The organism is Vibrio litoralis DSM 17657, from assembly GCF_000426765.1.
Classification (GTDB): Bacteria; Pseudomonadota; Gammaproteobacteria; order Enterobacterales; family Vibrionaceae; genus Vibrio; species Vibrio litoralis.
In genome coordinates, this window is the sequence record NZ_KE384566.1 from 324127 (window position 1) to 348631 (window position 24505).

Here is a 24505-nt window from a genome sequence, read left to right on the forward strand (position 1 = left end):
CGAATCTTTTTTATTGGTATCAGCTTAGCGGCTAAATTGCGGGTATTGACTCTTAAATGCATCCGCAAGAGTTTGAATCAAGCTTTCGCTCTCTTGTGGTGAGCGTTGTTTCCCTTCTGTATTTCCCCAAACTGGACCCGGCCAAGCGACATCGGTTTCAAAACGCGCAATATGATGAATATGCAATTGCGGCACCATGTTTCCAAGTGCGCCTAAATTGAGCTTTTTAGGATTAAATAACTTTTCTAAGTTTTCGAATACCGTTTGAGATTCAACTAGGAATTGCTGCTGCTGTTCCATTGGTAAATGATGCAGCTCTTGAAGGTAATTAATTTTAGGTACTAAGATCACCCAAGGGCCGATATTTTCTTTATGTAGTAGTGCTAAGCAAAGAGGGAATTCACCGATAACATCGGTATCTTTTTGCAATTGTGGATGCAGTGTAAAGCTCATAATCAGTCCTTTAAAATGGATATTAAAAAATCATATCACCAAATGGATAAAAAAATCCCCTCGATTGCTCAAGGGGATCATTTATATATTAGTAACGCGTATTGATTACATGCGTTCTAAGGTTTTAATCCCTAGTAGATCAAGACCTTGTTTGATGGTCTTAGCCGTTAGAGCAGCCAGTTTCAAACGGCTTTGCTTCACAGCTTCATCTTCAGCGCTCAAGATAGGACAGGCTTCATAGAAACTAGAGAACTGACCTGCTAGCTCAAATAGATAGCTACACATTAGGTGAGGTTGACCTTCACGAGCGACTGATGATACTGCTTCATCAAATTGAAGAAGTTTAGAAATAAGTGCTTTTTCTTTGTCATCACCTACCATGATATCACCAGATAGGCTGTTCATGTCGATGCCTGCTTTGGCAAAGATAGACGCGACACGAGTGTAGGCATATTGCATGTAAGGGGCCGTGTTACCTTCGAACGCTAGCATGTTGTCCCAGTCGAAGATGTAATCGGTGGTGCGGTGCTTAGAAAGGTCTGAGTATTTCACTGCGGCCATTGCCACTGTGTTAGCGATGTTGGCTTTTTCTTCCGTCGAAAGTTCTGGGTTTTTCTCTTCAATCAGTTTTTGCGCACGTTCAGTGGCTTCATCAAGAAGATCGGCTAAACGAACTGTACCGCCAGCACGAGTTTTAAATGGGCGGCCATCTTTGCCTAACATCATACCGAAAGCATGGTGTTCGAGAGAAACAGACTCAGGAACATAACCGGCTTTACGCACGATAGTCCAAGCTTGCATTAGATGCTGATGCTGACGTGAATCAATAAAGTACAGCACGCGATCTGCACCTAGTGTTTCATAACGATACTTCGCACATGCAATGTCGGTTGTGGTGTATAGGTAACCACCATCACGTTTTTGCACGATAACGCCCATAGGCTCGCCATCTTTGTTTTTGTATTCATCAAGGAAAACGACTTGTGCCCCTTCGCTCTCAACGGCTAGTCCTTTCTCTTTGAGATCGGCCACGATAATCGATAGCATGTCGTTATACATACTCTCACCCATGACGTCATTACGAGTTAAAGAAACATTTAGGCGGTCATAGTTACGCTGGTTTTGGATCATGGTGACATCGACCAATTTCTTCCACATTTTCGCGCAATGTTCATCACCGCCTTGTAGTTTTACTACGTAGCCACGAGCACGTTCTGCAAATGCTTCATCTTCATCGTATAATTTTTTCGATTCGCGGTAGAAACCTTCAAGATCGGCCAGTTCCATTGAAACTTCGCCTTGTTCTTTTTCGACACGTTCAAGGTTGGCAATCAACATACCAAATTGAGTGCCCCAGTCACCAATGTGGTTAGCACGAATCACTTTGTGGCCTAAAAACTCAAGCGTACGCACTACCGCATCACCGATGATGGTTGAACGTAAGTGACCAACGTGCATTTCTTTTGCAACGTTTGGCGCAGAGTAATCGGCAACGATGGTTTGTTGTGGTTGAGTGGCAATGCCTAAACGCTCATCGGCTAGTGCTGCAGACGCTTGTTTAGCTAAGAAAGCAGGGTCTAGGAAAATGTTAATAAAACCCGGGCCAGCAATTTCAGTTTTGCTCGCGATACCGTCTAGGTCTAAAACATCAATCACTTTTTGTGCAAACTCACGAGGGTTCATACCCAATTTTTTTGCTACACCCATAACACCGTTTGCTTGGTAATCACCAAATTGTGCTTTGGCTGATTGTCGAACTGCTGCTGGGCTTCCAGCGGGTGCGCCAGCGGCTTCGAGAGCTTTCGATACTTTGTCATTAATAAGGGCTGCAATATTCACGTGTGCTTCCTATGTAGTAGCTGTAAGACTGGTTGTTTTTTCAATCAACAACCAGTCAAAATTTTTAATTAGAAAATGTGATCCATGATACCAATATTTACCGGTACATGAAAAACCTAATCTGCAATTTAAAGCGATTTTATTAGCGATAACCCTTAACCCATCGTTTTATACCTACGTCACTTGAGTATATTGGCAATTTCAATTGCTTTGGTTGCCGAAATATTTCAGATACACTTCCGCTATAACTTTATATTTTGGATATCCACGATTATGGCTGCTTCAGCATCAACTTCTTTATCACCTAATTCATTATTTCCGACAGCATTGCTGGCTGATCTACCTCGTTTTTGGGGCGATATTTTAACCTTGGCAGGTGAGTTGGGTATCGAGACTCAATCGCTTGTGGCTGACCACATTGCGATGCGAATCAATGATCTTGAGGTGGCAAAAAACGCACACCAACAATGGCTAACCCAAGGCAGACAAATTTCTAATGCGATGATTAACGGTCGCCCAATTATTGTGATTGAGTTTGATAAACCTGTAAAAGTTGAAAATCATAATATTGAGTGTTTAGAGCTGCCTTATCCCAGTGATAAAACCTATCCGAATGAAGGTTGGGAGCATGTGGAGTTTGTGGTGCCTAGCTTCGCGAAAACCGCACAAGAATTTGTCGAAGAGGTAAAAGCCGTATTTCCGCAATTAGCAGCCAACTGGGATAGCTTGGCTGAAAAAGGCGTTAAAGTGAAACTATCTAGCCCGCAAGGAGAGGGAGAGCGATTGGCCAACCCGACCGTGGCTTTCAAGAAAAATGGCGTGTGTATTAAGCTACATCCACATACGTTAAAAGAAGTTATTGCCAGCGAACAAGCGTAATGAACTTACCTTTCTAAAATAAATCGCTTAAAACTAACAGGGGCGCTAAGCTAAAAACCGAGCGCCCCTATTTTTATTATAAATGTATATACCAAAAGTAATTGGGGTTGCAGTGAGGCGACAAGTGAATGAGGCCCCATGAGCATAGCTTGTCTATGTGATTGGGGAGAATGAACACCGGCAACAAAGCTGCAGCTTCAAGTACGATGAGTATATTGTTTATAAAATCACAGTCTTATTGCCATAAACAAAGACATGGTCATTAACCACTTTATTTAATGCCTTGCTTAGCACATTCTTTTCGACATCTCGCCCTGCTTGCGCCATATCTGCGGCGCTAAAATTATGATCCACAGGGATCACATCCTGCTTAATAATTGGGCCTTCATCGAGGTCATTCGTTACAAAGTGAGCGGTCGCGCCAATGATTTTTACCCCGCGATCAAACGCTTGTTGATAAGGCTTAGCGCCAATAAAAGCCGGTAAAAAGCTATGATGAATATTGATAATTTTATGTGGGAACTGCGCCACAAAGTTAGGTGTTAAAACGCGCATGTATTTTGCCAGTACCACGTAACGTGGGTCATAACCTTTGATCACTTCAAGCATTTTTTCTTCATGCTCTTCACGGCTTAAACCTTCATGAGAAATATGGTGATAAGGAATATCAAAACGCTCGGTTAAGGTTTGCAATTTATCGTAGTTACCTACTACAGCAGCAATTTCAACATCCAAGCTACCATCGTAGGCTTTCATTAAAATATCACCAAGGCAATGGGCTTCCTTGGTCACCATGATGACGATTTTTTTGCGTGATGAGCTGATTAACGAGCGTTTGCTACTTGCTGGTAGAGCTAGATCTAAATCCGCAAGTAACGCTTCATCATTAAATGTCCCTTCAAGCTCGGTTCTCATGAAAAAGTGACCGCTAGCATTATCTACAAATTCATTGTTGTGAATAATGTTTAGCTGGTGCTTAAAACAGATATTGGTGATTTTAGCAATCAATCCACGTTCATCGCTGCAATGAGTCAACAGCGTCTTTTTTTCCAAGTTATTCATACCAAAATCCAAAGTGACAAAATCGAATGGCGAAATTGAAAGCGCCAGTCAATAAACTTACCAAATAATCATGAGTGCTGAGGGGGTAGCAATCAAAAGTGACTGAACAATCTAACGGTCTGTAAATCATTTAGCAAGCGTATTTATTACCTGCCATTTTATACAAGTATTAAGTCGTGAGTTTGATAACGTCATTTCACTGTTTACTCAAAACTGCCATAATTGGGCTTTTGTTTTAATTAGACTCTCGCTTTAATTAGACCTTCGCTTTAACGTTTCAGGAAATGATATCTGATGATTTCAAAAACATTCTCTTCTTCTGGCGCTCTAGGTAAAGCCATTCCTGGGTTTCAACCGCGTCAGCCTCAGATAGATATGGCCGAAGCGGTGCATCAAGCGATTAAAAACGATCAGCAGCTGGTGGTTGAAGCGGGAACCGGAACCGGTAAAACTTTTGCCTACCTAGTCCCTGCGTTATTGAGTGGCAAAAAAGTCATAATCAGTACCGGTTCGAAAAACCTGCAAGAACAACTATTCCACCGAGATTTACCATTAATGGTGAATGCACTAGGTTTTACTGGCCATGTCTCGCTATTAAAAGGTCGCTCAAACTACCTATGCTTAGATCGATTAAGTCGTCAATTAATTGAAAGCCATACCAATGAAGCGGATCCAGAATTGTTATCGCAACTGGTCAAGGTGCGGTCTTGGTCATCGGAAAGTAAAACCGGCGATTTAGGAGATTGTGAAGCGATAGCCGAAGACTCACCGATTATCAGCAATATCACCTCAACCAACGATAATTGCCTTGGTAAAGAATGCCCAAGTTATCAAGATTGCTTTGTGTTGAAAGCACGCAAAAAGGCGATGGATTCCGATCTGGTCGTGGTTAACCATCATTTATTCTTAGCCGATTTAGCCATTAAAGAAACCGGCTTTGGTGAGCTCATTCCCGATGCTGACGTATTTATTTTCGATGAAGCCCACCAATTACCTGATATTGCCAGCCAATATTTTGGACAATCGATTTCAAGCCGCCAAATTCAAGAACTGGCCAAAGATATTGAAATTGGCTATCGCACTGAAGCGAAAGACATGCGTCAGTTGCAAAAAATCGCCACTAAGCTGGTGCAAACCTTTATGGATCTCCGGATCATTCTTGGTGATATCAATTATCAAGGCTCCAACTCCTCTGGAAAAAGTATTCGTGGCAATTGGCGAGAAGCGATCAAATCTCAAGCGGTAATGCGTGAAATTGAACGGTTACACGAAGCGCTAGATTTAGCATTAGAAGTTTTAAAAATCGCACTAGGGCGTAGTGAGTTATTAGATGCGGCCTATGAACGTACCCACATGATTAAAAGCCGCCTTACTCGAGTTTGTGATACTTCCATTACCGGTTATTCCTATTGGTTTGAATGTAGCCCACGCCACTTTGTGTTGCACATTACGCCGCTCTCGGTATCGGATAAATTTAAAGAACAAATCGCCACCAAGCAGGGCAGTTGGATTTTCACTTCGGCAACCCTTGCGGTGCGCGATGACTTTAAACATTTTACCGAACGACTAGGTATTGAACCTGCCCAACAATTTACTCTACCTAGTCCGTTTGATTATCAATCTCAAGCGCTATTGTGCGTCCCTCGATATTTACCAGAACCGAATAGTGTTGGTATGGCAGAAAAGCTGGCTCAAATGCTAGGGCCAGTGATTGAAGCGAATAATGGTCGCTGTTTCTTTTTATGTACCTCTCACCAAATGATGCGTCGTTTGGCGGATCTATTTCGTGAGCAACTTGATTTACCAGTACTCGTACAAGGTGAAACCAGTAAGCAAAAACTGCTGAATGAATTTATCGAACATGGTAATGCCGTTTTAGTCGCCACTGGCGCTTTTTGGGAAGGGATAGATGTTAGAGGCGACGCGTTAAGCTGTGTTATCATCGACAAACTACCTTTTACTGCCCCAGATGATCCATTGCTCAAAGCGCGAATTGAAGATTGCCGACTCAAACAAGGTGATGCATTTGCGGAAGTACAATTGCCTGATGCGGTGATTACCTTAAAGCAAGGGGTAGGTCGTTTGATTCGAGATCAAAAAGACAAAGGTGTGCTAATCATTTGCGATAATCGCTTAGTGACACGTGATTATGGTGGGATCTTCTTACAGAGCCTACCACCAATCCCACGAACTCGGGATTTAAATAAAGTATCGGAATTCTTATCTCAATCATGCTCTATAGTAAATAAACCCTAGAGTCATGATAGACAACAACTAGCTTGAGGCCTTAATGAGCGCAAAAATCCTAGCCTTAGATACATCAACAGAAAACTGTTCTGTTGCCTTAATGATTGATGATCGCATCATCGCACGCAGTGAAGTAGCACCTCGTGATCACACTAAAAAAATTCTGCCAATGGTCGATGAAGTCTTAAAAGAAGGCGGTGTCACATTACAAGATCTCGATGCGCTAGCCTTTGGTCGTGGTCCGGGTAGTTTTACCGGCGTGCGTATTGGTATCGGTATTGCGCAAGGTTTAGCCTTTGGTGCTGAGTTGCCAATGATTGGCATTTCTACATTAACTGCGATGGCGCAAGCAACCTACCGTACTCAGCAATCTGAGAATGTTGTGGCAGCGATTGATGCACGCATGAGTGAAATCTATTGGGGTCAATATCAACGTCAAACCAATGGTGAATGGCAAGCTGTTGCAGTATCGGATGGCCAACTAGAATGCGTGATTCCACCACAAGAACTGGCTGAACATTTAACATCGCAACAAGGTGAGTGGACTCAAGCCGGCACCGGTTGGGATGCGTATGCTGAATCATTGGCGAGCCTACCTTTATCGATGACAAAAGGTGAAGTTTTGTATCCTGAAGCGCAAGACATTGCCGTGTTAGCACAATTTGAATGGCAAAAAGGAAATACGGTTGACGCCGAACAAGCGAGCCCAACCTATCTACGCGATAAAGTGACATGGAAAAAACTGCCAGGTCGTGAGTAAGTTCTCATATTTTGCTGCGGAACTTGAGCGGGTTTATTACGGTCATAGAGAGTATTCGTGATCACACATGCCGATAGTCAATAAGGAATGAAAGCATGAAAAAGTATGGTTTGTTGTTTTTAATGCTTATTGGATTATCTGCATGTTCTTCTTTGCCACCTGAGCTAGAAGCGACCTCGGCGCAACCAATTACTGACTATCAACAATGGATTAATTCCGACCCAGATAAATCGGTTGAAGTTCGCTTAGGCGGCATCATAACCAAAGTCACCAATCTTCCAGATCAAACCCGAATTGAAATTGTAAATTTGCCGATTTCTTCAAATGGTAAGCCGAGCTTAGAGAGTGAGCCGAAAGGACGCTTTGTCGCTTATGTGGATGGTTTCTTGGAGCCGGTCAATTATAAATCGGGACGCTTGATCACTGTCGTCGGGCAAAGTACAGTGCCAGAAAAAGGGAAAGTGGGTGAATATTCTTATACTTTCCCTGTATTGAAAGCCAATGGCCAACGTTTATGGACTATCGAAAAATCAACGTATATTGAAAATGATGATTGGTGGATGGGTGGTTGCCTACGAGGCTCCGCTTTTTGCCATAAATATGGGCCAACTAGGGCTAGAGTGATCCAAGAAGTGAAATAGGGCATAACACAATTATGTTGCAAGAAAGAGAAATTCAGTTATCTCATTTGCGATTATCCGGCCTTGAATTTGGACAAGAGAGTCACGCCAATGTCACTCTTTTATTTTTGCATGGTTGGTTGGATAACGCAGCCAGTTTTACGCCAATATTGGAAACCTTAATACCAACCGCACAGCAAAAAAATTGGCATTTATTGTCTGTTGATTTGGCTGGACATGGACTATCTCAACATAGAAGTTCGGACAATTTTTATCCATTTCACGACTATATCGCCGATATTCATGAGCTATTGGCGAGCATTGCCCCAAATAAATGCATTTTAATCGGTCATTCTCTTGGTGCTTTAATAGCAAGTTGCTATAGTGCCGCGTTTCCAGACCAAGTGAATGGTCTTATCCAAATTGAAGGCTTGGGACCGCTGACTGAGCCGGCAGAAAATAGCGCTGAACGCCTCCGTAAAGGAGTATTGAGTAGACAACGAACGCTAGCCAAACCGATTCGACGCTATCATTCGCAACATGACGCCTGTTTACACCGGATGCATGCCAATCAGTTAAGTGCAAAGCAGCTAAAGCCTTTAATTGAAAGAGGTACTTATCTCCAAGATGGCCATTGGTACTGGCGTTATGATCCCAAGCTAAAGTGCCAATCACTTTTTCGTATGACAGAACAGCAAGGCTTGTCTTATTTACAAGCGATAGAATGCCCAAGTTTAGTTATTTTGGGGGAGAATGGTTTTCCACAATTGGCAACGGCAGAATCAAGGAAAGCGGCAATCAAGCATTATCAAGAAGAGACCGTGCCCGGTGGACATCATTGTCATATTGAGTCTTTTGCCCAAGTTAGCGACATAATTCGTCATTTTGTCGTCAAAAGTGTGATTTAAGCATTTAACCTGAAAAGTGATTACCGCTACCATGTGGGTCACTTGAACAACAACGAATAATAAAAATACATTGCAGTTGATTCATTGAGTGTGAATTTATCCGAACTGAATGTGATACTAATTGAAGGAAAATACCGTGGAAAAACCGTGGTTAGAGCGTTACCCAGAAAATGTGCCTGAAACAATCGACCCAGATAAATATTCATCACTGGTAGAAATGTTCGAGCAATCAGTACAAAAGTTTGCTGATCAGCCAGCCTTTATGAACATGGGCTCAGTGATGACTTTCCGTAAGTTGGAAGAGCGCAGCCGTGCTTTTGCCGCCTACTTACAAAATGATTTGAAATTGAAAAAAGGCGACCGCGTTGCCTTAATGATGCCAAACGTATTGCAATATCCAATCGCTTTATTCGGCATTTTACGTGCGGGTATGATCGCGGTTAACGTAAACCCGCTTTATACCCCACGAGAGTTAGAGCATCAGTTAAATGATGCCGATGCTAAAGCGATCGTGATCGTATCTAACTTTGCTCATACGCTAGAAAAAGTAGTTGCTAATACCCCAATCAAGCACGTGATTTTAACCAGTCTTGGTCAAATGCTGCCGAAAGTGAAAGGCACAGCGGTTGATTTCGTCGTGAAATATGTAAAAGGTTTAGTGCCTAAGTATCACTTGCCAGGTGCAATCTCATTCCGTAAAGCATTGTATAAAGGTCGTCGTCTGCAATACGTTAAACCTTTCCTTGAAGGGGATGATATCGCGTTCTTGCAATATACTGGTGGTACGACTGGTGTGGCCAAAGGTGCAATTTTATCGCATCGCAATATGGTAGCGAACGTTCTACAAGCCAAAGGTGCTTATGGCTCGTTATTGCGTGAAGGCCGTGAAACAGTGGTGACTGCATTGCCGCTATACCACGTGTTTGCGTTAACCATTAACTGTTTATTGTTTATGGAAGTCGGTGGCGCGAACTTATTGATCACCAACCCAAGAGATATTCCAACCTTTGTTAAAGAGCTGCAGAAAGTGCCATTTACTGCCATTACCGGGGTAAATACATTATTTAATGCGCTGGTGAATAATGAAGATTTTAAAGAGTTGAACTTTAGTCATTTGCGATTATCAGTCGGTGGCGGTATGGCGGTTCAGCGCGCGGTGGCAGAGAAGTGGATTAAAATTACCAAGTGTTATTTATTGGAAGGCTATGGTCTAACCGAGTGTTCTCCTCTGGTTGCGGCTTACCCATACGATTTAAAAGAATACAATGGCTCAATTGGTCTTGCGATGCCATCGACCGAAGTCCGTATTATTGATGATGAAGGCAATGTGCTTGGTTTCGATCAAACAGGTGAGCTACAAGTACGCGGCCCTCAAGTCATGGAAGGTTACTGGAACCGCGCAGAAGCGAGCAAAGAAGTGATCACGCAAGATGGTTGGTTATCAACCGGTGATATCGTACGCTTTGATGATGAAGGTTTCATGTACATCGTTGATCGTAAGAAAGACATGATATTAGTCTCGGGCTTCAACGTGTATCCGAATGAAATTGAAGATGTTGTTGCTCTGCACAATAAAGTATTAGAAGTCGCAGTGATTGGGCAGCCGCATGAAACTTCAGGTGAAATCGTTAAGGTTTATGTAGTGAAAAATGATGATAGCTTAACCAAAGAAGAGCTTATCGCCCATTGTCGTGAACACTTAACTGGCTATAAAATCCCGAAAATCGTTGAGTTTCGTGAAGAACTTCCTAAGAGTAATGTTGGTAAAATCTTACGACGTGAACTAAGAGAAGAAAACATTGCTAACTTATCGAAAAGCAAAGCCTCGCCAGAAACAACGGCGTAATTTCTTTTGTTTTTGAAATATACTCTAAAATGCCAGACATTAACTTCTGGTATTTCATCTAAGGATTGACGTGAATTACACCATCATTAAAGACAGTCAACAACTTACTGAGGTGTGCCAAAATGCACGTTTAGCCGATGTTGTGATGCTTGATACCGAATTTGTACGAACGCGTACTTATCACCCACAACTTGGGCTTATTCAGCTGTATGACGGCGAGCAACTGGTATTGATTGATCCGCTTGAGATTGATGATATGCAGGCTTTCTCGGAGTTACTGAACGATACCTCAGTGACCAAGATTTTGCACGCCTGTGGTGAAGATTTAGAAGTTTTTCAACATGCTTTTGGTTGTACGCCGACCCCAATGATTGACACTCAATTGATGGCCGCCTTTTTAGGTTATGGTCTATCAACGGGTTTTGCCGCGTTAGTGAATGACTACCTAGGCGTGGAACTTGATAAGAGCGAATCACGCGCCGATTGGTTAGCACGTCCATTAACTGATAAGCAGCTTGATTACGCAGCGGCGGATGTTTTTTACTTGCTGCCACTGTATCAACAGTTACGAGAGCAAGTAGAAGCCAAAGGCTGGCTAGAAGCGGTTGAGCAAGAATCACAACTACTGGTTGAAAAGCGTTTGAAACAAGTGAAACCTGAGCAAGCGTATTTATCAGTTAAAGGCTCGTGGATATTAAAGCCGCAACAATTAGCCATCTTAAAAATCATTGCTCAGTGGCGTTTGTTAGAAGCACAAAATCGAGATTTAGCGTTAAATTTCATTGTTAAAGAAGCCAATATGGTGGAAGTGTGTCGCAATGAAATGACCAGCTTAAAAGCGATGAATGAAGCGGGCTTTGACCATCGTGAAGTTCGTCGTCATGGTAATACTTTGATTGCCATGGTGAAGCAAGGCCAAGCAACACCAGAAAGCGAATGGCCTGCTAAGATCACGCGTTTAATGGATAATCCAGCCTATAAGCAATTATTCAAAGTGCTAAAAGATGAAGTGAAACTATCTTCAGAGTCATCAGGCCTAGCCACCGAGTTCCTGGCATCGAAAAAGCAGCTTAACCAATTTATCTCTTGGGTATGGAATAAAGACCGTAACCCAGAGCAGCTACCGGATGTCATGCAAGGCTGGCGTAAGGAGATAGTTGGTGAGGCGTTGAATAAAAAGATGAATTAATAGAGGTTTCTAGGCTGCTAGTTCCTAGTCCCTAGAAAAAGAAATAAACCGGAAAAGAAATCAAAAAAGCTGAACCATTTTTAAGTGGTTCAGCTTTTTTATGTTTTGGAAGCGTTCAAAGCCTAGGAACTAGGGACTCGTAACTAGGAACTTATTCTTCCTTTTCCGGCAACTGAATATTCAACTCTAGCACCGAAAGATCATCATCGCCTTGCTCTAGGCTGACGTTAACCATTGATGGATCAACCGAAACGTATTTGCTCAATACTTGCAGAATATCTTCTTTTAGCTGAGGAAGGTAAGAAGGATTGGCGCTTCCTTGGTTACGACGCTCAGCAACAATGATCTGTAAACGTTCTTTGGCAAGGTTAGCGGTATCTTTTTTCTTCGGTCGGAAGAATTGCAGTAATGACATATTAGCCTCCAAATAAACGTTTAAAGATGCCTTTCTTCTCTTCGGTTAGGAAGCGAAACTCTTTTTCTTCACCCAGTAGGCGGTCAACTGCGTCGCTATAAGCAAGGCCCGCATCTGACTCATTATCATGAATAACTGGCACACCTTTGTTTGAAGCATTTAATACCGCTTGGCTTTCAGGAATCACACCAAGTAAAGGGATGTGCAAAATATCTTCTACGTCAGTCACACTCAGCATTTCACCAGAGGTTACACGAGAAGGATTATAACGAGTTAATAATAGATGCTGTTTTACTGGCTCTAAACCTTGCTCGGCACGTAGTGATTTAGAATCCAGTAAGCCTAGGATACGGTCAGAGTCACGTACAGAAGATACTTCAGGGTTGGTGGTGATCACCGCTTCATCAGCAAAGTACAAAGACATTAACGCGCCTTGTTCGATGCCCGCAGGAGAGTCACAGATAATGAAATCAAAGCCCATATCGTGTAATTCAGTCAATACACGTTTCACACCTAGATGCGTCAATGCATCTTTATCACGGGTTTGCGAGGCAGGGAGAATGTAAAGGTTATCACAACGTTTGTCTTTGATGAGCGCTTGGTTAAGCGTCGCTTCACCATTGATAACGTTGACAAAATCGTAAACCACACGACGCTCACATCCCATAATAAGGTCGAGGTTACGTAAGCCAATATCAAAATCGATAACAGCGGTTTTCTTTCCTCTTAATGCAAGACCTGAGGCAATCGCTGCGCTAGATGTAGTTTTGCCTACACCCCCTTTACCAGACGTCACGACGATAGTACGTGCCATTTCATTTCCCTTTATGTTGAATCTTAGACTGAATGTTTGATGCTATTTTCACATCAAATGCTTAATTTTTATATAGATAAACAATTATTTTTATTTGATTTTATCGAAATTTAATTGTTCATCTTGTAGTGTGACGAGCATTTTTTGCTGCCAATGTTCCGGAGCGATTTGGTCACTTAAATAATAGTGGCCAGCAATGGAGACTAACTCTGCTTGTAGGTCATCGCATAAAATCATTGCGCCTTTTTGCCCACTAGCACCAGCAATCACACGGCCTCGACAGGTTCCGTGGATTTGAACACTACCATCAGCAATCACTTCAGCGCCCGCACTGACATGATTGAGGATCACAAGATCGCCACCTTTTGCGTAGACTTGTTGGCCAGAGCGAATCGGTGTGCGAACCACTTTTGTTGGTACGATTTCAGCAGGTGCTTGATAGCCAGATTTACTGGTCGACATCACGGCAAAACCTGCATCGGTAACATGCTTTTTAATTAAAGGCGTTTGGCAGCCAGTTACGCCAACGGGAATCATGCCAGCTTTCACAATGCCCTGACGTAAGCTCGCGAAATCTATGTCAATTTGTGGTGCTTTCTCAATGTCGAGAACCAGAGGAGCATGAGTGAAAAATGCTGGAGCTTGTTCGACTTTGTTGTGTAAAAATTGCAGGCAATCTTCGACATTATCCTCAGTAAGATGAAGCACGGATAAAGCAAAACTACTGCCTTTTAAATCGGGTTTGGTAGCCATAGAGATGATTACTCTGAATGTTGAATGCACGAAAAAATAGTCATTATTGACAATGCTGGAATGAGCATTGGAAACAGTAACAATATCAAGACTGACAATGTTATAGTCTATTTAAAGCATCATTAGGTTAATTGCCTGTCATAATGATAAAAAATGAGGCTAAATCCAAGTGAAAGTCGTTGTGATATCGGTGTTTGGCTAGTATATGCTCAAACTCGCACTTTACGTTACTTGGGTATAAATAAATAAGCATTAAAAAGGATCCATTATGTTGTGCTCTGTTTATAAAAGCAGCAAGAAAGAAGGCATGTACCTCTACATTCCTAAAAAAGACGACTTTTCAGATGTGCCAAGTACGCTACTTGAGATGTTTGGTAAGCCAACTTTTGTAATGGTAATGAAAATGGAAGGTCGTAAGCTTGCTTTAGTGGATATTGAGAAAGTAAAACAATCACTAAAAGATGATGGTTATTTTTTACAATTGCCACCACCGCCAGTGAATTTATTGGATGAATATAAAGCTCGAAAATCAGAGCAGTAAAATAAAAAAGGATAGGTATGAATATTAAGCCACTCAGCATTTCCGCACTACTGTTAGCCGGTTTAGTGAGCTTTTCGACGATGGCTACCATTGAAGTAGCGGCGACGGTGGATGATACTGCCACGCAAGAAACGAAATTTAATGCTTACCTTGAGACATTAAAACGAGAAGCAAAAGAAAAGGGCATTACTGACGCAACGATTCAAGCGGCGTTTAAAGATGTGGTTTTTAAGCCGCATTCAGTGAAAGCGGATAATAACCAACCTGAGAAAAAATTAACGCTCGATGAGTATATTCCTCGCGCGGTGCCTGCTTGGAAAATCAAACAAGCAAAGCGTTTATATCATGAGCATTTCGATGATCTGAAACGTATTGGTGAAACTTACGGTGTACAACCTCGCTTTATTGTCGCGTTATGGGGCGTAGAAAGTAATTTCGGTCGGTATACCGGTAATCATAATGTGGTCGGCGCTTTATCTACTTTAGCTTTTGATGGTCGTCGTGAGGCGTTATTCCGCAAGCAAACGATGGCAGCCCTACAAATTATCGATGAAGGCCATATCAGCGCTGAAAATATGAAAGGCTCGTGGGCCGGTGCGATGGGGCAGTGTCAGTTTATGCCAACTTCTTTCTTAAATTATGCTGCTGATGGTAATGGTGACGGAAAAAAAGACATCTGGACGACTACGGCCGATGTGTTTGCTTCTACTGCCAACTATCTAAAAACCGAAGGTTGGGATGATAAATACACTTGGGGACGTCAAATTCAAGTGCCACATGGGATCGATCCTGAGCTACAAGGCCGTGATGCTGAAAAAGGTAAATACTTACAAGAATGGCAAAAGTTAGGGGTTACTAACCTAGATGGTTCGCCATTACCTAAGCTCAATGAAGACATCAAAGCCTGGCTTATTATGCCGGATGATGAAGCGGGTCGAAGCTACTTGGTATACAACAATTACAATGTGTTAATGCATTGGAATCGTTCATATTACTTTGCTTTAGCAGTCAGCACCTTAGCGGATAAAATCGTTGACAAAAACTAAGCTTGCTGCACAGGTGTATAATAAAAAGTAAAGTAATGTAAATTCAGCATTACTTAATATCTTTTTTGCTTAAAACTGGGTATTTTTGAAGGCTGTCACATTTTTTGTGGCAGCCTTTTTGTTTTCAAAATTAATATCGAGACATCAATATGCGCGCAAACCGTTTTAATGTGGGATTATTGTCAGCGGCTTTGGCTGTAGGAATTGCAGGGTGTGACTCTCAATCTTCAGAGCCACAACAACAGTCTATGGCACCGCAAGCAACACCTGTTGAAGTTATTACTATGGCGAAAAAACCAACCACTATGTACAGCGAACTTCCAGCTCGAGTGGTGGCGACAAGAGTGTCTGAAGTGCGTCCACAGGTGACGGGGATCTTACAAAAACGTTTGTTTGAAGAAGGACAATTGGTTGAGCAAGGTGACTTGTTGTATCAAATTGATCCTGCGCCTTATCAAGCGAATGTCAACAGCGCTCAGGCTGCATTGGCCAAAGCGAAAGCAGATGAAGCGGTTCTGAAAAAAACGGCGCTGCGTTACAAAGATCTCGCACAACGTAAATTGATTAGCCAAGATGAATATGACACGGCAGATGGTAATTGGCAGCAAGCCAAAGCTCAGTCTGCGGTTGCACAAGCAGCGCTTGATAATGCAAAAATCTCTCTGTCATATACCAAAGTTACTGCGCCGATTTCAGGCCATATTGATATCTCAAATGTGACGGAAGGGGCGTTGGTGACCGCGAATCAAGAAGTGGCATTAACGACTATTCAGCCGCTTGATCCTATCTACATCAATATGACGCAATCTTCTTTGTCGATGGCGAAAATTAAGAAAACTTTAGGCTCCAATGATAATCCTAAAGTAGGTGTGAAGCTGGAAGATGGTACTGAGTACGATCAAATGGGCATACTGACTTTCTCTGGTACTAAAGTGGATAGCTCGACCGGTAGCGTTACCTTGCGTGCCAAAGTACCAAACCCTGATTCGATTTTATTACCGGGCATGTTTGTTCGCGCGGAAATTGTGATTGCCGATCAAAAACCGATGTACACCTTATCGCAAGCATTAGTGAACTTTGGTCAAGGTGGCCAAGCAACTGTATTTGTTGTTGAAGACGGTAAAGTGGCCGTTCGTCCGGTCAAAACAGGTTCGACGGTTAATGGAAATGAGTGGGAGATTGAGTCTGGTCTGAAAGATGGCGATCAAGTCATCGCAAGTAACTTGATGAAAGTTCGTCCTGACGCACCTGTTTCTATCGTGTCTGGTGATAACGATGCGAAAAGCACCCACAAATAGGAAGTAAACTCATGGTGAGATTTTTTATCGATCGCCCAATATTTTCTTGGGTAATCGCAATATTGATCATGTTGGCAGGTGCTCTGTCCGTGATCAGTCTACCGGTGCAACAATATCCAACGATTGCGCCTCCGGCCGTTGAAATCAACGCAATGTATCCGGGCGCATCGGCCAAAACCGCTGAAGATTCCGTGACTCAGGTTATCGAACAAAATATGACGGGTTTAGATAACCTGTTGTATATGTCGTCGTCGAGTAGTTCTTCAGGTTCAGTTTCTGTGACGCTAACCTTTGCGCTAGGCACTGATCCCGATATCGCTCAAGTACAGGTACAAAACCAATTACAACAAGCGACGAGTCAACTACCGAGTGAAGTGCAAAAACAAGGTTTGAGTGTTCGTAAATCATCGGCATCTTTTATGTCAGTAATGGCGTTTATCTCAACCGATGGCAGCATGACGCAAAGTGATATTCAAGACTACGTAAGCTCTCATATTGCCGATCCACTTAGCCGTTTAAATGGGGTAGGTGATGTGCAAGTATTCGGCTCTCAATATGCCATGCGCTTATGGCTTGATCCGGCTAAATTGACCAGTTATCAATTAACTCCGATTGATGTCTACCAAGCGATTGAAGCACAAAATACCGAAGTGACCGTAGGTCAAATTGGTGGCGCTCCAGCCGTTCCCGGTCAACAAATTAATGCCACTATTACCGCTCAAAACCGCCTAGAAAGTGTCGATCAATTTAAAAATATCTTATTGAAAGTTCGCCCTGATGGCTCTCAAGTACGTGTGAAAGATGTCGCGCGCGTTGAGCTTAATGGTGAAGATTTAAGTGTGCTCGCACGGTTTAACGGTGATGGTGCATCAGGTATTGCGATTAAACTCGCGACTGGTGCGAATGCGATTGATACCCAGAAATTAGTCGATGACAAAATTGCCGATCTAGCTCAATCGATGCCAGAAGGACTGAAAGTGGTGAAAGCCATGGATACCGTTCCTTTTGTGAAAATCTCAATTGAAGAAGTCGTTCACACACTTATTGAAGCGGTTGTGTTGGTATTTTTGGTTATGCTGCTGTTCTTACAGAATTTGCGTGCGACCCTTATTCCAACCATTGCTGTACCTGTCGTGTTATTGGGTACTTTTGGTGTGATGTCTATCATGGGCTTTAGCGTTAACACCTTGACGATGTTCGGTATGGTACTTGCCATCGGCTTGTTGGTGGATGATGCCATCGTAGTGGTAGAAAACGTTGAGCGAGTAATGGCGGAAGATAACCTGCCACCATTGGAAGCCACGCGTAAAGCGATGAGTGAAATCACCGGTGCCTTGATAGGCGTTGCCATGGTGTTATCTGCGGTATTTGTTCCAATGGCATTTATGAGTGGTTCAACGGGGGCAATCTACCGACAATTCTCTTTGACTATCGTATCGTCAATGGTGTTATCGGTGATTGTGGCGATGATCTTCACACCGGCATTATGTGCCACTATGTTAAAACCGCATCATGGTGAAAAAACAACGGGCTTTTTCGGTTGGTTTAACCGTCACTTCAATCGCTCAAGTGAAAAATACACCAATGGTGTAAAAAAAGCGCTCAGTCGTCCAAAGCGTCTATTTGTTGTCTACGCCATCATGCTGCCTTTAATTGGCTGGATGTTCACCTCAATTCCGTCAAGCTTCTTGCCTGAGGAAGACCAAGGTAACTTCATGGTGATGGTGCAACTACCAACAGGGGCGACATTAGAACGTACCGAAAAAGTCATGACTGATGTTCGTGAATACTTTGAAGAAAATGAAAAAGATACGGTGAAATCATTCTTCCAAGTTTCTGGCTTTAGTTTTGTTGGTCAAAGCCAAAATGCTGGCATGGGTTTCCTTGAGTTAAAAGATTGGTCAGAGCGTACCGAGTCGGGTCAGGATGTAAATTCGATCATTGGTCGCGCTATGCAGCATTTTAGTCAAAATAATGAGGGTGTGATTTTTGCCATCAACCCACCTGCGATTCGTGAGCTAGGCCAAGCAACCGGCTTTGATATGTACCTAGAAGATCGTACTGGTATTGGTCACGATAAACTCATGGAAGCACGTAATACGTTATTACAAGCGGCGAACCAAAATCCGGCATTGCAAAAAGTGCGTCCAAATGGCCTTGATGACCAAGCGCAGTTCTTCATTGATCTTGATTATGAAAAAGCCAAAGCACTCGGCGTGAGCATCAGTGACATTAACCAAACCTTGTCGATGGCATGGGGCTCATCTTATGTGAATGACTTTATCGATCAAGGCCGTATCAAACGTGTTTACATTCAAGCCGATGCACCGTATCGAATGACACCCGATGATTTGAATCATTGGTATGTACGCAATAATGAAGACAAAATGGTGCCATTTAACGCCTTTAGCCATACGCGTTGGGGTATGGGTTCTCCCAACTTACAGCGTTACAATGGTAACTCCGCAGTTGAGATCTTAGGTGAAGCCGCGCCGGGTTACAGTACTGGTGATGCCATGACAGCGATGGAAGATATTGCTAAAACCTTGCCAGATGGCGTTGCAGTGAGTTGGACCGGAATGTCATATCAAGAGCGTCAATCTGGTGACCAAGCACCAATTTTATATGCCTTGTCTATGTTGATCGTATTCTTAAGCCTCGCCGCTTTATATGAAAGCTGGACGATTCCAATGGCGGTTATTCTAGTCGTACCATTGGGGATACTTGGGGCGTTAGCAGCCACCATGATGCGTGGATTAGAAAACGATGTGTATTTACAAGTAGGCTTATTAACCACCATTGGTCTATCGGCTAAAAATGCCATCTTGATTGTCGAATTTGCTAAAGACTTGTATGAAAAAGGCATGGGGTTAGTAGAAGCAACATTAGAAGCGTGTCGTATGCGTTTACGTCCAATTCTGATGACTTCATTCGCCTTTATTCTTGGTGTACTCCCACTCGCCACCAGTACTGGCGCAGGGGCAAACTCTCGTCATGCGATTGGTACTTCGGTGATTGGTGGTATGTTGACTGCAACTTTCTTAGCTATCTTCTTTGTTCCGTTATTCTACGTAGCAGTAATGAAGTTGTTTGGTGTGAAAAGAAAGTCTGCACCGCCTGAAGCTGAAGCACCTTCAGAGCCACAAGCGGCTATTGAGTCGAAAGACTAGTCTGAAAAACCAGTAATGAACTAGAACCTTAGAAGGCAGTGAGTATTGAACTTGCTGCTTTTTTTTGTGTCTTTACTCGTCTATATAGATGAATGAGACTGGCTGGTGGATGAGATAGATAGGTAAATGGTATAGCTGAATAAGCTTTAATGAAATTTGCTTCGCTAGAAAACAAAAACATCCCTTACCGATTACTCAATAAGGGATGTTTTTATTATGGGTGAGAGCAATTACTTCGAAAAATTCTCACACGCATACATGGTGTTTTCAATTAGGCTTGCTACCGTCATTGGGCCAACGCCACCCGGAACAGGCGTAATGTGGCTGGCATTGTCTTTCGCAACATCGTATTCCACATCGCCAATCAGTTTGCCGTTTTCCATGCGGTTAATACCCACATCGATCACAATTGCGCCTTTCTTAATCCAAGCACCCGGAATAAAGTTTGGTTTACCTACCGCTACAACCAGTAGATCTGCTTGACGTACATGGCCTTCAAGATCTTTAGTAAAGCGGTGACAGGTAGTGGTAGTACAACCCGCTAGCAATAACTCTAGTGTCATTGGGCGGCCAACAATATTTGAAGCGCCAACCACGACAGCATGTTTGCCGCGAGTATCGATGTTGTAACGCTCTAGTAGAGTGATAATACCTTTTGGGGTACATGAACGTAGTTTAGGAATACGTTGAGATAAACGGCCTACGTTGTATGGGTGGAAACCATCGACATCTTTTTCAGGGTGGATAGTTTCTAAAACTTTAGTGCTATCAATGCCCGCAGGCAGAGGTAGTTGAACTAGGATGCCATCAATTTCAGGATCATTGTTAAGCTGCTCAACCATCTCAAGCAATTCTGCTTCTGTGGTGGTAGTTGGTAAATCATAAGATTTAGAAACAAAGCCTACTTCTTCACAAGCGCGACGCTTACTTCCAACATAAACTTGAGAGGCTGGATCGCTGCCTACTAGTACAACAGCAAGGCCTGGCGCACGTAAACCCGCTTCAACACGAGCCTGAACACGAGCTTTTACTTCCGAACGAACGGTTTGAGATATTAACTTTCCATCAATAATTTGAGCAGTCATGGTTTTCCTTACTATCCTCATTAGACTAGCAGCAGTAGACAACGCGGCGTATTGTCGCAAATAACGTGATCAATATCTATAACGCAAACGTTTGCCAATAAGGTTTATTTTTCATTTTTAACAAAAAGGAAACCAGCTCTAATAATTGGCTGAAATGAACAATGCCTTTTTTTTCAGCACTTAAGCCACAATCCACCATAAAGCCATTGACCTAACTCATTCATCTCGTATAATTCCCCACTCAAAGCGCCCTTAGCTCAGCTGGATAGAGCACCTGCCTTCTAAGCAGGTGGTCACAGGTTCGAATCCTGTAGGGCGTGCCATTATTCAAAGAAAAGCCTTGTAAATCATGTATTTACGAGGCTTTTTCTTTTTCTGCCGTGCCTATGCCGTGCCGCTCAAATTAAGTTTCGTTAAATAATCATACGAACGTACCCATCCTAAAAAATCTTTGTTAATTCCACAATAGCTATAACAAATGAGCACCTTTTCGCAAATTTAGCCTGATCATTACTCAATACCATCATTATTCGGTAATTTGTTGTTATCACTTGGAATATAGCAATGATTGATATGGCGAAGTTTTTATCTAAATCTCAACAGCATGAATTGAAAAGTTTAGGTTTGTCCGTTCTTCAGGTTGAAGAGTGCGAAAGTCTACTAAAACAAGTTCCTGCTATCCCTGAATTAAAATCAATTAAGACCGCAATTCAATTACTCGGTAAAGTTCAAAGCCTACTCGATGACGTTCAAGACAAAGATCCCCGTTCTTATTTTGAAATGGCCGATCTTCTAAACGATAGCTACCCGTTAGATGACAAACCAGTTGAGAGTATTCAAAAGCAATTAAAAGCGTTTATTGAACGTCAGAAGGGCGTTTATGTATTCGATAGTGATTTGCATACTGGAAACCAGTCTTTAAACGTGACAACGCCGGAAAGCCGCAATTATTATCGTTATGAAGTGCTAACTAAGCTTTGGAAGGATTGGTCGAAAGAGATTAAACTTTCTCGCTCTAGTGAGTTTATTCTATTTCTTACCGTCTGCTTAGAAGGCAGCTATTCAGAAAAAGCAGCGAATCGGGTTTATACCAACTACAAACGTTATTACCAAGGTAAGTCGATTGCAGTAGAGGATGTATTAGATTCAAACCAACCATTCAATGACCTTGAATTAAAGATCACTTACAAGTCTGTGAACGGTGAAAAGCCGAGAGTAGAAACTCGAAAAACGACTTTTCCAAATCTCGAAAAATCAGCTTTAAACGAGCAAATCAATAAGCTTAAAAAACAGCGAAATTAACATGTAAGTTTTTCACCTTTGAGTGTGGTGTAATCAAAACTAAATTGATGCTCAATTGGGTTGTTACTGCACACACCAATGATTCGTTTATTAAACGGTATCCCTTTTGCTTGGAGATAAATTCGATGTGAGCAAATAGGACATTTACCAGTATAAACCCTCACACATAACTTTCTGATTGTACTTATATGTTCACTATTTGGTTCATGCAGTTCATAGCGTAAGGTTGCTGCTTTAAGACGAAGCGGAAGCATCCAATCAGGCAATAGAGCTATATTGAAATTAATCAGTGAGAATAAGTAATGAAAGCATAGGCAAAATATAGAGCTATAGATAAGTAAGCCTACAATGATGCTGGAGTTATAAGGAATGTCATAACTTAAACTAAGCCAGAATAAGATGACTGAAATCATCAGCGCTAATACGGGGCTAATGGTTAAAAGTAATACAGGTAAACGATATCTTTGCATATCGATATCATTAAGCCAACGAGACCAAATAGGTAACTTAGGTGTGGACTCGATATGGTAACTAACTACTGTTGAATTTAGCTTATTTTCATCATTTAGAGATAAATCGGGCTTCTTTAATTCTATATCGTCAATAGGCCGAGCTATAAAACGGTATGAGGATTGATTTCCTTTACCGCCACTTGTTTGCGTTTTCTCTATTGAAGGAATGACGGCTGCGCCTGTATCGTGTGCAATTTCAACTAATCGGCTGTTTACTTCATCAAGACGTTTTGTGACTTCATTGTAAAGTCGGTTTATCTCTTTACCTTGATAAAAGTTAGATTGTTTTTGGTTTAATTCACTGAGCTTTTCCGCTAGTTCTTTTGTTGAAAAGAAGCACTCATCAATTTTCTCAGCTTCTAAGGCTGGGCAGGTTTGAGTTAACTGTAATAAGCCTGTAAATACACTCCAGCAATTATTGCTTTTATCCTTATTGTTGTATTCATCCCAAAATATTTCAGCGACTTTGATCGCTTCATTTAGTTGTTTAATATCCGTATTCATTTGTCGAATCCATCCTCCGTCCAAAAGGGATAATACAGGGTAATCCCCCTTTATACCCTATATCTATCAGTGTTTTGAGAGCATCTTCAAGTTGACCGCAAAGAATGTGACTTTGCATAAAATCAATCAACTTGAGGAAAGCAAAATGAACGAATTAAATACAATGGCATATGGGCTAAAAGATGAAAATGTTGTTTACATTGATGAGGTTCAGAGGGGGCTAGAGTGTGAAGCAAAATGTATAAGTTGTGGGGGAGCATTAATTGCGAAAAAAGGTGATGTGAAAGTCCATCACTTTGCTCATCATAATGGAGATGGAGAGAGTTGTAACGAGTCTGTATTACATCAACTTAGTAAGCAAATTATTGAATGGGAATGCTTAGTTTCGACACCTAACTTAGAGATTAATGTTGAAGGTTATGATATTAGCGATCAAGTCCATAAAAAGTCACATATCGAAGAATCGAAAGTGTTAACCGTGGAAAGTGTTTCACTAGAATTAGCTTCTATCGGGTTTATTCCTGATGTGACATGTAATGCATTAGGTAAAAAGTTGTATATAGAAATTGTGGTGAGTAATGATGTCTCAGAGGAAAAGCTAGAGAAAGTAAAGTTAGACGGCACTCCAATGTTGGTCATTGATATGTCTGACTATTCAGCAATGGATACGCTTGATACTTTAAAGCAAGGAGTCATTTATGATGCCCCAAGATACTGGGCATATCACCCTGATCATGAAGCAATGAAAGTACACTTAGAAAATGACCTTAGATTTGAAGTTTCAATACTTGATGAAAAGATTATCTCCGTTGTTTCAAATAAATTAGGGCTAGTTTCTAAATCAGAATTGCTAAAACCAAAGACAAATAGTGAACTGATTGTTTTAGGGTATAACTCAGCTTATGGCTATTCAAAAAAGAATAATCGAGATTTTGATTTTTCGACTTTGTTGGTAGCGAAGCCAATACAATCCACTGGCTCAAGTAATTATACAATTCGTTCTTGTGGAGGCTATGAATTAACCCAAATAGCATTCAATGAGGAGTTAATACCAGAATTGGAAAAACTCAGATTCCCTTGCTTGCTAGAGCTAGATGTAAGTGGTTCATTTTTAGGTGGGCGAGTTCAGAGCATGGTGACTAACTTTAAAGTCGTCTAGAGCGATAATATTCAGCTAAAAGCAAACATATTTATGGTTGCTTTTAGCTTTTAGTAAAAGCATAAATTTCCATCCGTACCTGATTAAAAATACCATTTTACAA

21 protein-coding genes and 1 tRNA gene are annotated in these 24505 nt (G+C 41.9%); 14 read left to right on the forward strand and 8 right to left on the reverse strand.

The window, feature by feature from the left end:
* Positions 1-24: 24 nt before the first annotated feature.
* Positions 25-456 carry an HIT family protein gene (locus tag K358_RS0111810; protein ID WP_192999297.1) on the reverse strand — a complete coding sequence of 144 codons (432 nt, stop codon included), beginning with the start codon at positions 454-456 and terminating at the stop codon, positions 25-27.
* Between the two features lie 102 nt (positions 457-558).
* Positions 559-2292: an arginine--tRNA ligase gene (argS, locus tag K358_RS0111815; protein ID WP_027697022.1), complete on the reverse strand. Its 1734-nt coding sequence runs from the start codon at positions 2290-2292 to the stop codon at positions 559-561.
* Positions 2293-2565: 273 nt separating this feature from the next.
* Here argS and K358_RS0111820 point away from each other — a divergent pair, with 273 nt between their 5' ends.
* Positions 2566-3171, forward strand: coding sequence for a VOC family protein (locus tag K358_RS0111820; RefSeq protein WP_038150137.1), 606 nt, complete (start codon positions 2566-2568; stop codon positions 3169-3171).
* Positions 3172-3390: 219 nt separating this feature from the next.
* Here the strand turns inward: K358_RS0111820 and purU are convergent, their stop codons facing one another.
* A complete protein-coding gene (purU, locus tag K358_RS0111825) occupies positions 3391-4233 on the reverse strand; it encodes a formyltetrahydrofolate deformylase (RefSeq protein WP_051241295.1) in 843 nt (280 codons plus the stop codon).
* Between the two features lie 294 nt (positions 4234-4527).
* On the opposite strand from purU, the gene yoaA reads away from it, so the two are divergent.
* From yoaA to rnd, 6 genes are all read left to right on the forward strand, one after another.
* Positions 4528-6489: a DNA repair helicase YoaA gene (gene yoaA, locus K358_RS0111830; RefSeq protein ID WP_027697025.1), complete on the forward strand. Its 1962-nt coding sequence runs from the start codon at positions 4528-4530 to the stop codon at positions 6487-6489.
* Positions 6490-6523: 34 nt separating this feature from the next.
* Positions 6524-7240: a tRNA (adenosine(37)-N6)-threonylcarbamoyltransferase complex dimerization subunit type 1 TsaB gene (gene tsaB, locus K358_RS0111835; protein ID WP_027697026.1), complete on the forward strand. Its 717-nt coding sequence runs from the start codon at positions 6524-6526 to the stop codon at positions 7238-7240.
* A gap of 95 nt (positions 7241-7335) precedes the next feature.
* Positions 7336-7881 carry a Slp family lipoprotein gene (locus tag K358_RS0111840; RefSeq protein ID WP_038150139.1) on the forward strand — a complete coding sequence of 182 codons (546 nt, stop codon included), beginning with the start codon at positions 7336-7338 and terminating at the stop codon, positions 7879-7881.
* A gap of 14 nt (positions 7882-7895) precedes the next feature.
* Positions 7896-8768 carry an alpha/beta fold hydrolase gene (locus tag K358_RS0111845; RefSeq protein ID WP_038150140.1) on the forward strand — a complete coding sequence of 291 codons (873 nt, stop codon included), beginning with the start codon at positions 7896-7898 and terminating at the stop codon, positions 8766-8768.
* 136 nt (positions 8769-8904) lie between these two features.
* Entirely contained in the window at positions 8905-10614 is a 1710-nt protein-coding gene (gene fadD / locus K358_RS0111850) for a long-chain-fatty-acid--CoA ligase FadD (RefSeq protein ID WP_027697029.1), read from the forward strand.
* Positions 10615-10684: 70 nt separating this feature from the next.
* Positions 10685-11803 carry a ribonuclease D gene (gene rnd / locus K358_RS0111855; protein ID WP_027697030.1) on the forward strand — a complete coding sequence of 373 codons (1119 nt, stop codon included), beginning with the start codon at positions 10685-10687 and terminating at the stop codon, positions 11801-11803.
* Between the two features lie 151 nt (positions 11804-11954).
* Here the strand turns inward: rnd and minE are convergent, their stop codons facing one another.
* The 3 genes from minE to minC all read right to left on the reverse strand — a co-directional run bounded on the left by minE (position 11955) and on the right by minC (position 13785).
* Entirely contained in the window at positions 11955-12218 is a 264-nt protein-coding gene (minE, locus tag K358_RS0111860) for a cell division topological specificity factor MinE (protein WP_027697031.1), read from the reverse strand.
* 1 nt (position 12219) lies between these two features.
* On the reverse strand, positions 12220-13032 hold the full coding sequence (gene minD / locus K358_RS0111865) for a septum site-determining protein MinD (protein ID WP_027697032.1): 813 nt from the start codon (positions 13030-13032) through the stop codon (positions 12220-12222).
* A 90-nt stretch (positions 13033-13122) separates the two neighbouring features.
* Positions 13123-13785: a septum site-determining protein MinC gene (gene minC / locus K358_RS0111870; RefSeq protein WP_027697033.1), complete on the reverse strand. Its 663-nt coding sequence runs from the start codon at positions 13783-13785 to the stop codon at positions 13123-13125.
* A 268-nt stretch (positions 13786-14053) separates the two neighbouring features.
* Between minC and K358_RS0111875 the strand changes: the two genes are divergently transcribed.
* The 4 genes from K358_RS0111875 (at position 14054) to K358_RS0111890 (ending at position 19840) form a co-directional block, all read left to right on the forward strand.
* Positions 14054-14326 (forward strand): YcgL domain-containing protein, encoded by a 273-nt coding sequence (locus K358_RS0111875; RefSeq protein WP_027697034.1) that lies wholly within the window; start codon positions 14054-14056, stop codon positions 14324-14326.
* Positions 14327-14406: 80 nt separating this feature from the next.
* Positions 14407-15372 carry a lytic murein transglycosylase gene (locus K358_RS0111880; protein WP_038150196.1) on the forward strand — a complete coding sequence of 322 codons (966 nt, stop codon included), beginning with the start codon at positions 14407-14409 and terminating at the stop codon, positions 15370-15372.
* A gap of 149 nt (positions 15373-15521) precedes the next feature.
* A complete protein-coding gene (locus K358_RS0111885) occupies positions 15522-16670 on the forward strand; it encodes an efflux RND transporter periplasmic adaptor subunit (protein WP_027697036.1) in 1149 nt (382 codons plus the stop codon).
* An 11-nt stretch (positions 16671-16681) separates the two neighbouring features.
* On the forward strand, positions 16682-19840 hold the full coding sequence (locus K358_RS0111890) for an efflux RND transporter permease subunit (protein ID WP_027697037.1): 3159 nt from the start codon (positions 16682-16684) through the stop codon (positions 19838-19840).
* A 230-nt stretch (positions 19841-20070) separates the two neighbouring features.
* Here the strand turns inward: K358_RS0111890 and folD are convergent, their stop codons facing one another.
* Positions 20071-20925 carry a bifunctional methylenetetrahydrofolate dehydrogenase/methenyltetrahydrofolate cyclohydrolase FolD gene (folD, locus tag K358_RS0111895; protein WP_027697038.1) on the reverse strand — a complete coding sequence of 285 codons (855 nt, stop codon included), beginning with the start codon at positions 20923-20925 and terminating at the stop codon, positions 20071-20073.
* 246 nt (positions 20926-21171) lie between these two features.
* On the opposite strand from folD, the gene K358_RS0111905 reads away from it, so the two are divergent.
* Both K358_RS0111905 and K358_RS0111910 read left to right on the forward strand, forming a co-directional pair.
* Positions 21172-21248, forward strand: a tRNA-Arg gene (locus tag K358_RS0111905).
* Positions 21249-21489: 241 nt separating this feature from the next.
* The gene (locus K358_RS0111910) at positions 21490-22227 is read left to right on the forward strand and encodes a hypothetical protein (RefSeq protein WP_027697039.1); all 738 of its coding nucleotides are present in this window, start codon (positions 21490-21492) and stop codon (positions 22225-22227) included.
* Here the strand turns inward: K358_RS0111910 and K358_RS0111915 are convergent.
* Entirely contained in the window at positions 22224-23243 is a 1020-nt protein-coding gene (locus K358_RS0111915) for an ABC-2 family transporter permease (protein ID WP_027697040.1), read from the reverse strand. The two genes, K358_RS0111910 and K358_RS0111915, sit on opposite strands and share 4 nt — an antisense overlap.
* Positions 23244-23388: 145 nt before the next feature.
* Between K358_RS0111915 and K358_RS0111920 the strand changes: the two genes are divergently transcribed.
* The gene (locus tag K358_RS0111920; protein ID WP_027697041.1) at positions 23389-24402 is read left to right on the forward strand and encodes a hypothetical protein; all 1014 of its coding nucleotides are present in this window, start codon (positions 23389-23391) and stop codon (positions 24400-24402) included.
* Positions 24403-24505: the final 103 nt, after the last annotated feature.

Bases quoted from the DNA above. Each gene is read 5' to 3' on its own strand.
- K358_RS0111885 (WP_027697036.1), top strand. From the start codon at position 15,522: ATGCGCGCAAACCGTTTTAATGTGGGATTATTGTCAGCGGCTTTGGCT.
- K358_RS0111890 (WP_027697037.1), top strand. From the start codon at position 16,682: ATGGTGAGATTTTTTATCGATCGCCCAATATTTTCTTGGGTAATCGCA.
- K358_RS0111845 (WP_038150140.1), top strand. From the start codon at position 7,896: ATGTTGCAAGAAAGAGAAATTCAGTTATCTCATTTGCGATTATCCGGC.
- K358_RS0111910 (WP_027697039.1), top strand. From the start codon at position 21,490: ATGATTGATATGGCGAAGTTTTTATCTAAATCTCAACAGCATGAATTG.
- yoaA (WP_027697025.1), top strand. From the start codon at position 4,528: ATGATTTCAAAAACATTCTCTTCTTCTGGCGCTCTAGGTAAAGCCATT.
- purU (WP_051241295.1), bottom strand. From the start codon at position 4,233: ATGAATAACTTGGAAAAAAAGACGCTGTTGACTCATTGCAGCGATGAA.
- K358_RS0111820 (WP_038150137.1), top strand. From the start codon at position 2,566: ATGGCTGCTTCAGCATCAACTTCTTTATCACCTAATTCATTATTTCCG.
- minE (WP_027697031.1), bottom strand. From the start codon at position 12,218: ATGTCATTACTGCAATTCTTCCGACCGAAGAAAAAAGATACCGCTAAC.
- folD (WP_027697038.1), bottom strand. From the start codon at position 20,925: ATGACTGCTCAAATTATTGATGGAAAGTTAATATCTCAAACCGTTCGT.
- K358_RS0111880 (WP_038150196.1), top strand. From the start codon at position 14,407: ATGGCTACCATTGAAGTAGCGGCGACGGTGGATGATACTGCCACGCAA.
- minD (WP_027697032.1), bottom strand. From the start codon at position 13,032: ATGGCACGTACTATCGTCGTGACGTCTGGTAAAGGGGGTGTAGGCAAA.
- K358_RS0111920 (WP_027697041.1), top strand. From the start codon at position 23,389: ATGAACGAATTAAATACAATGGCATATGGGCTAAAAGATGAAAATGTT.
- K358_RS0111875 (WP_027697034.1), top strand. From the start codon at position 14,054: ATGTTGTGCTCTGTTTATAAAAGCAGCAAGAAAGAAGGCATGTACCTC.
- K358_RS0111915 (WP_027697040.1), bottom strand. From the start codon at position 23,243: ATGAATACGGATATTAAACAACTAAATGAAGCGATCAAAGTCGCTGAA.
- minC (WP_027697033.1), bottom strand. From the start codon at position 13,785: ATGGCTACCAAACCCGATTTAAAAGGCAGTAGTTTTGCTTTATCCGTG.
- tsaB (WP_027697026.1), top strand. From the start codon at position 6,524: ATGAGCGCAAAAATCCTAGCCTTAGATACATCAACAGAAAACTGTTCT.
- K358_RS0111840 (WP_038150139.1), top strand. From the start codon at position 7,336: ATGAAAAAGTATGGTTTGTTGTTTTTAATGCTTATTGGATTATCTGCA.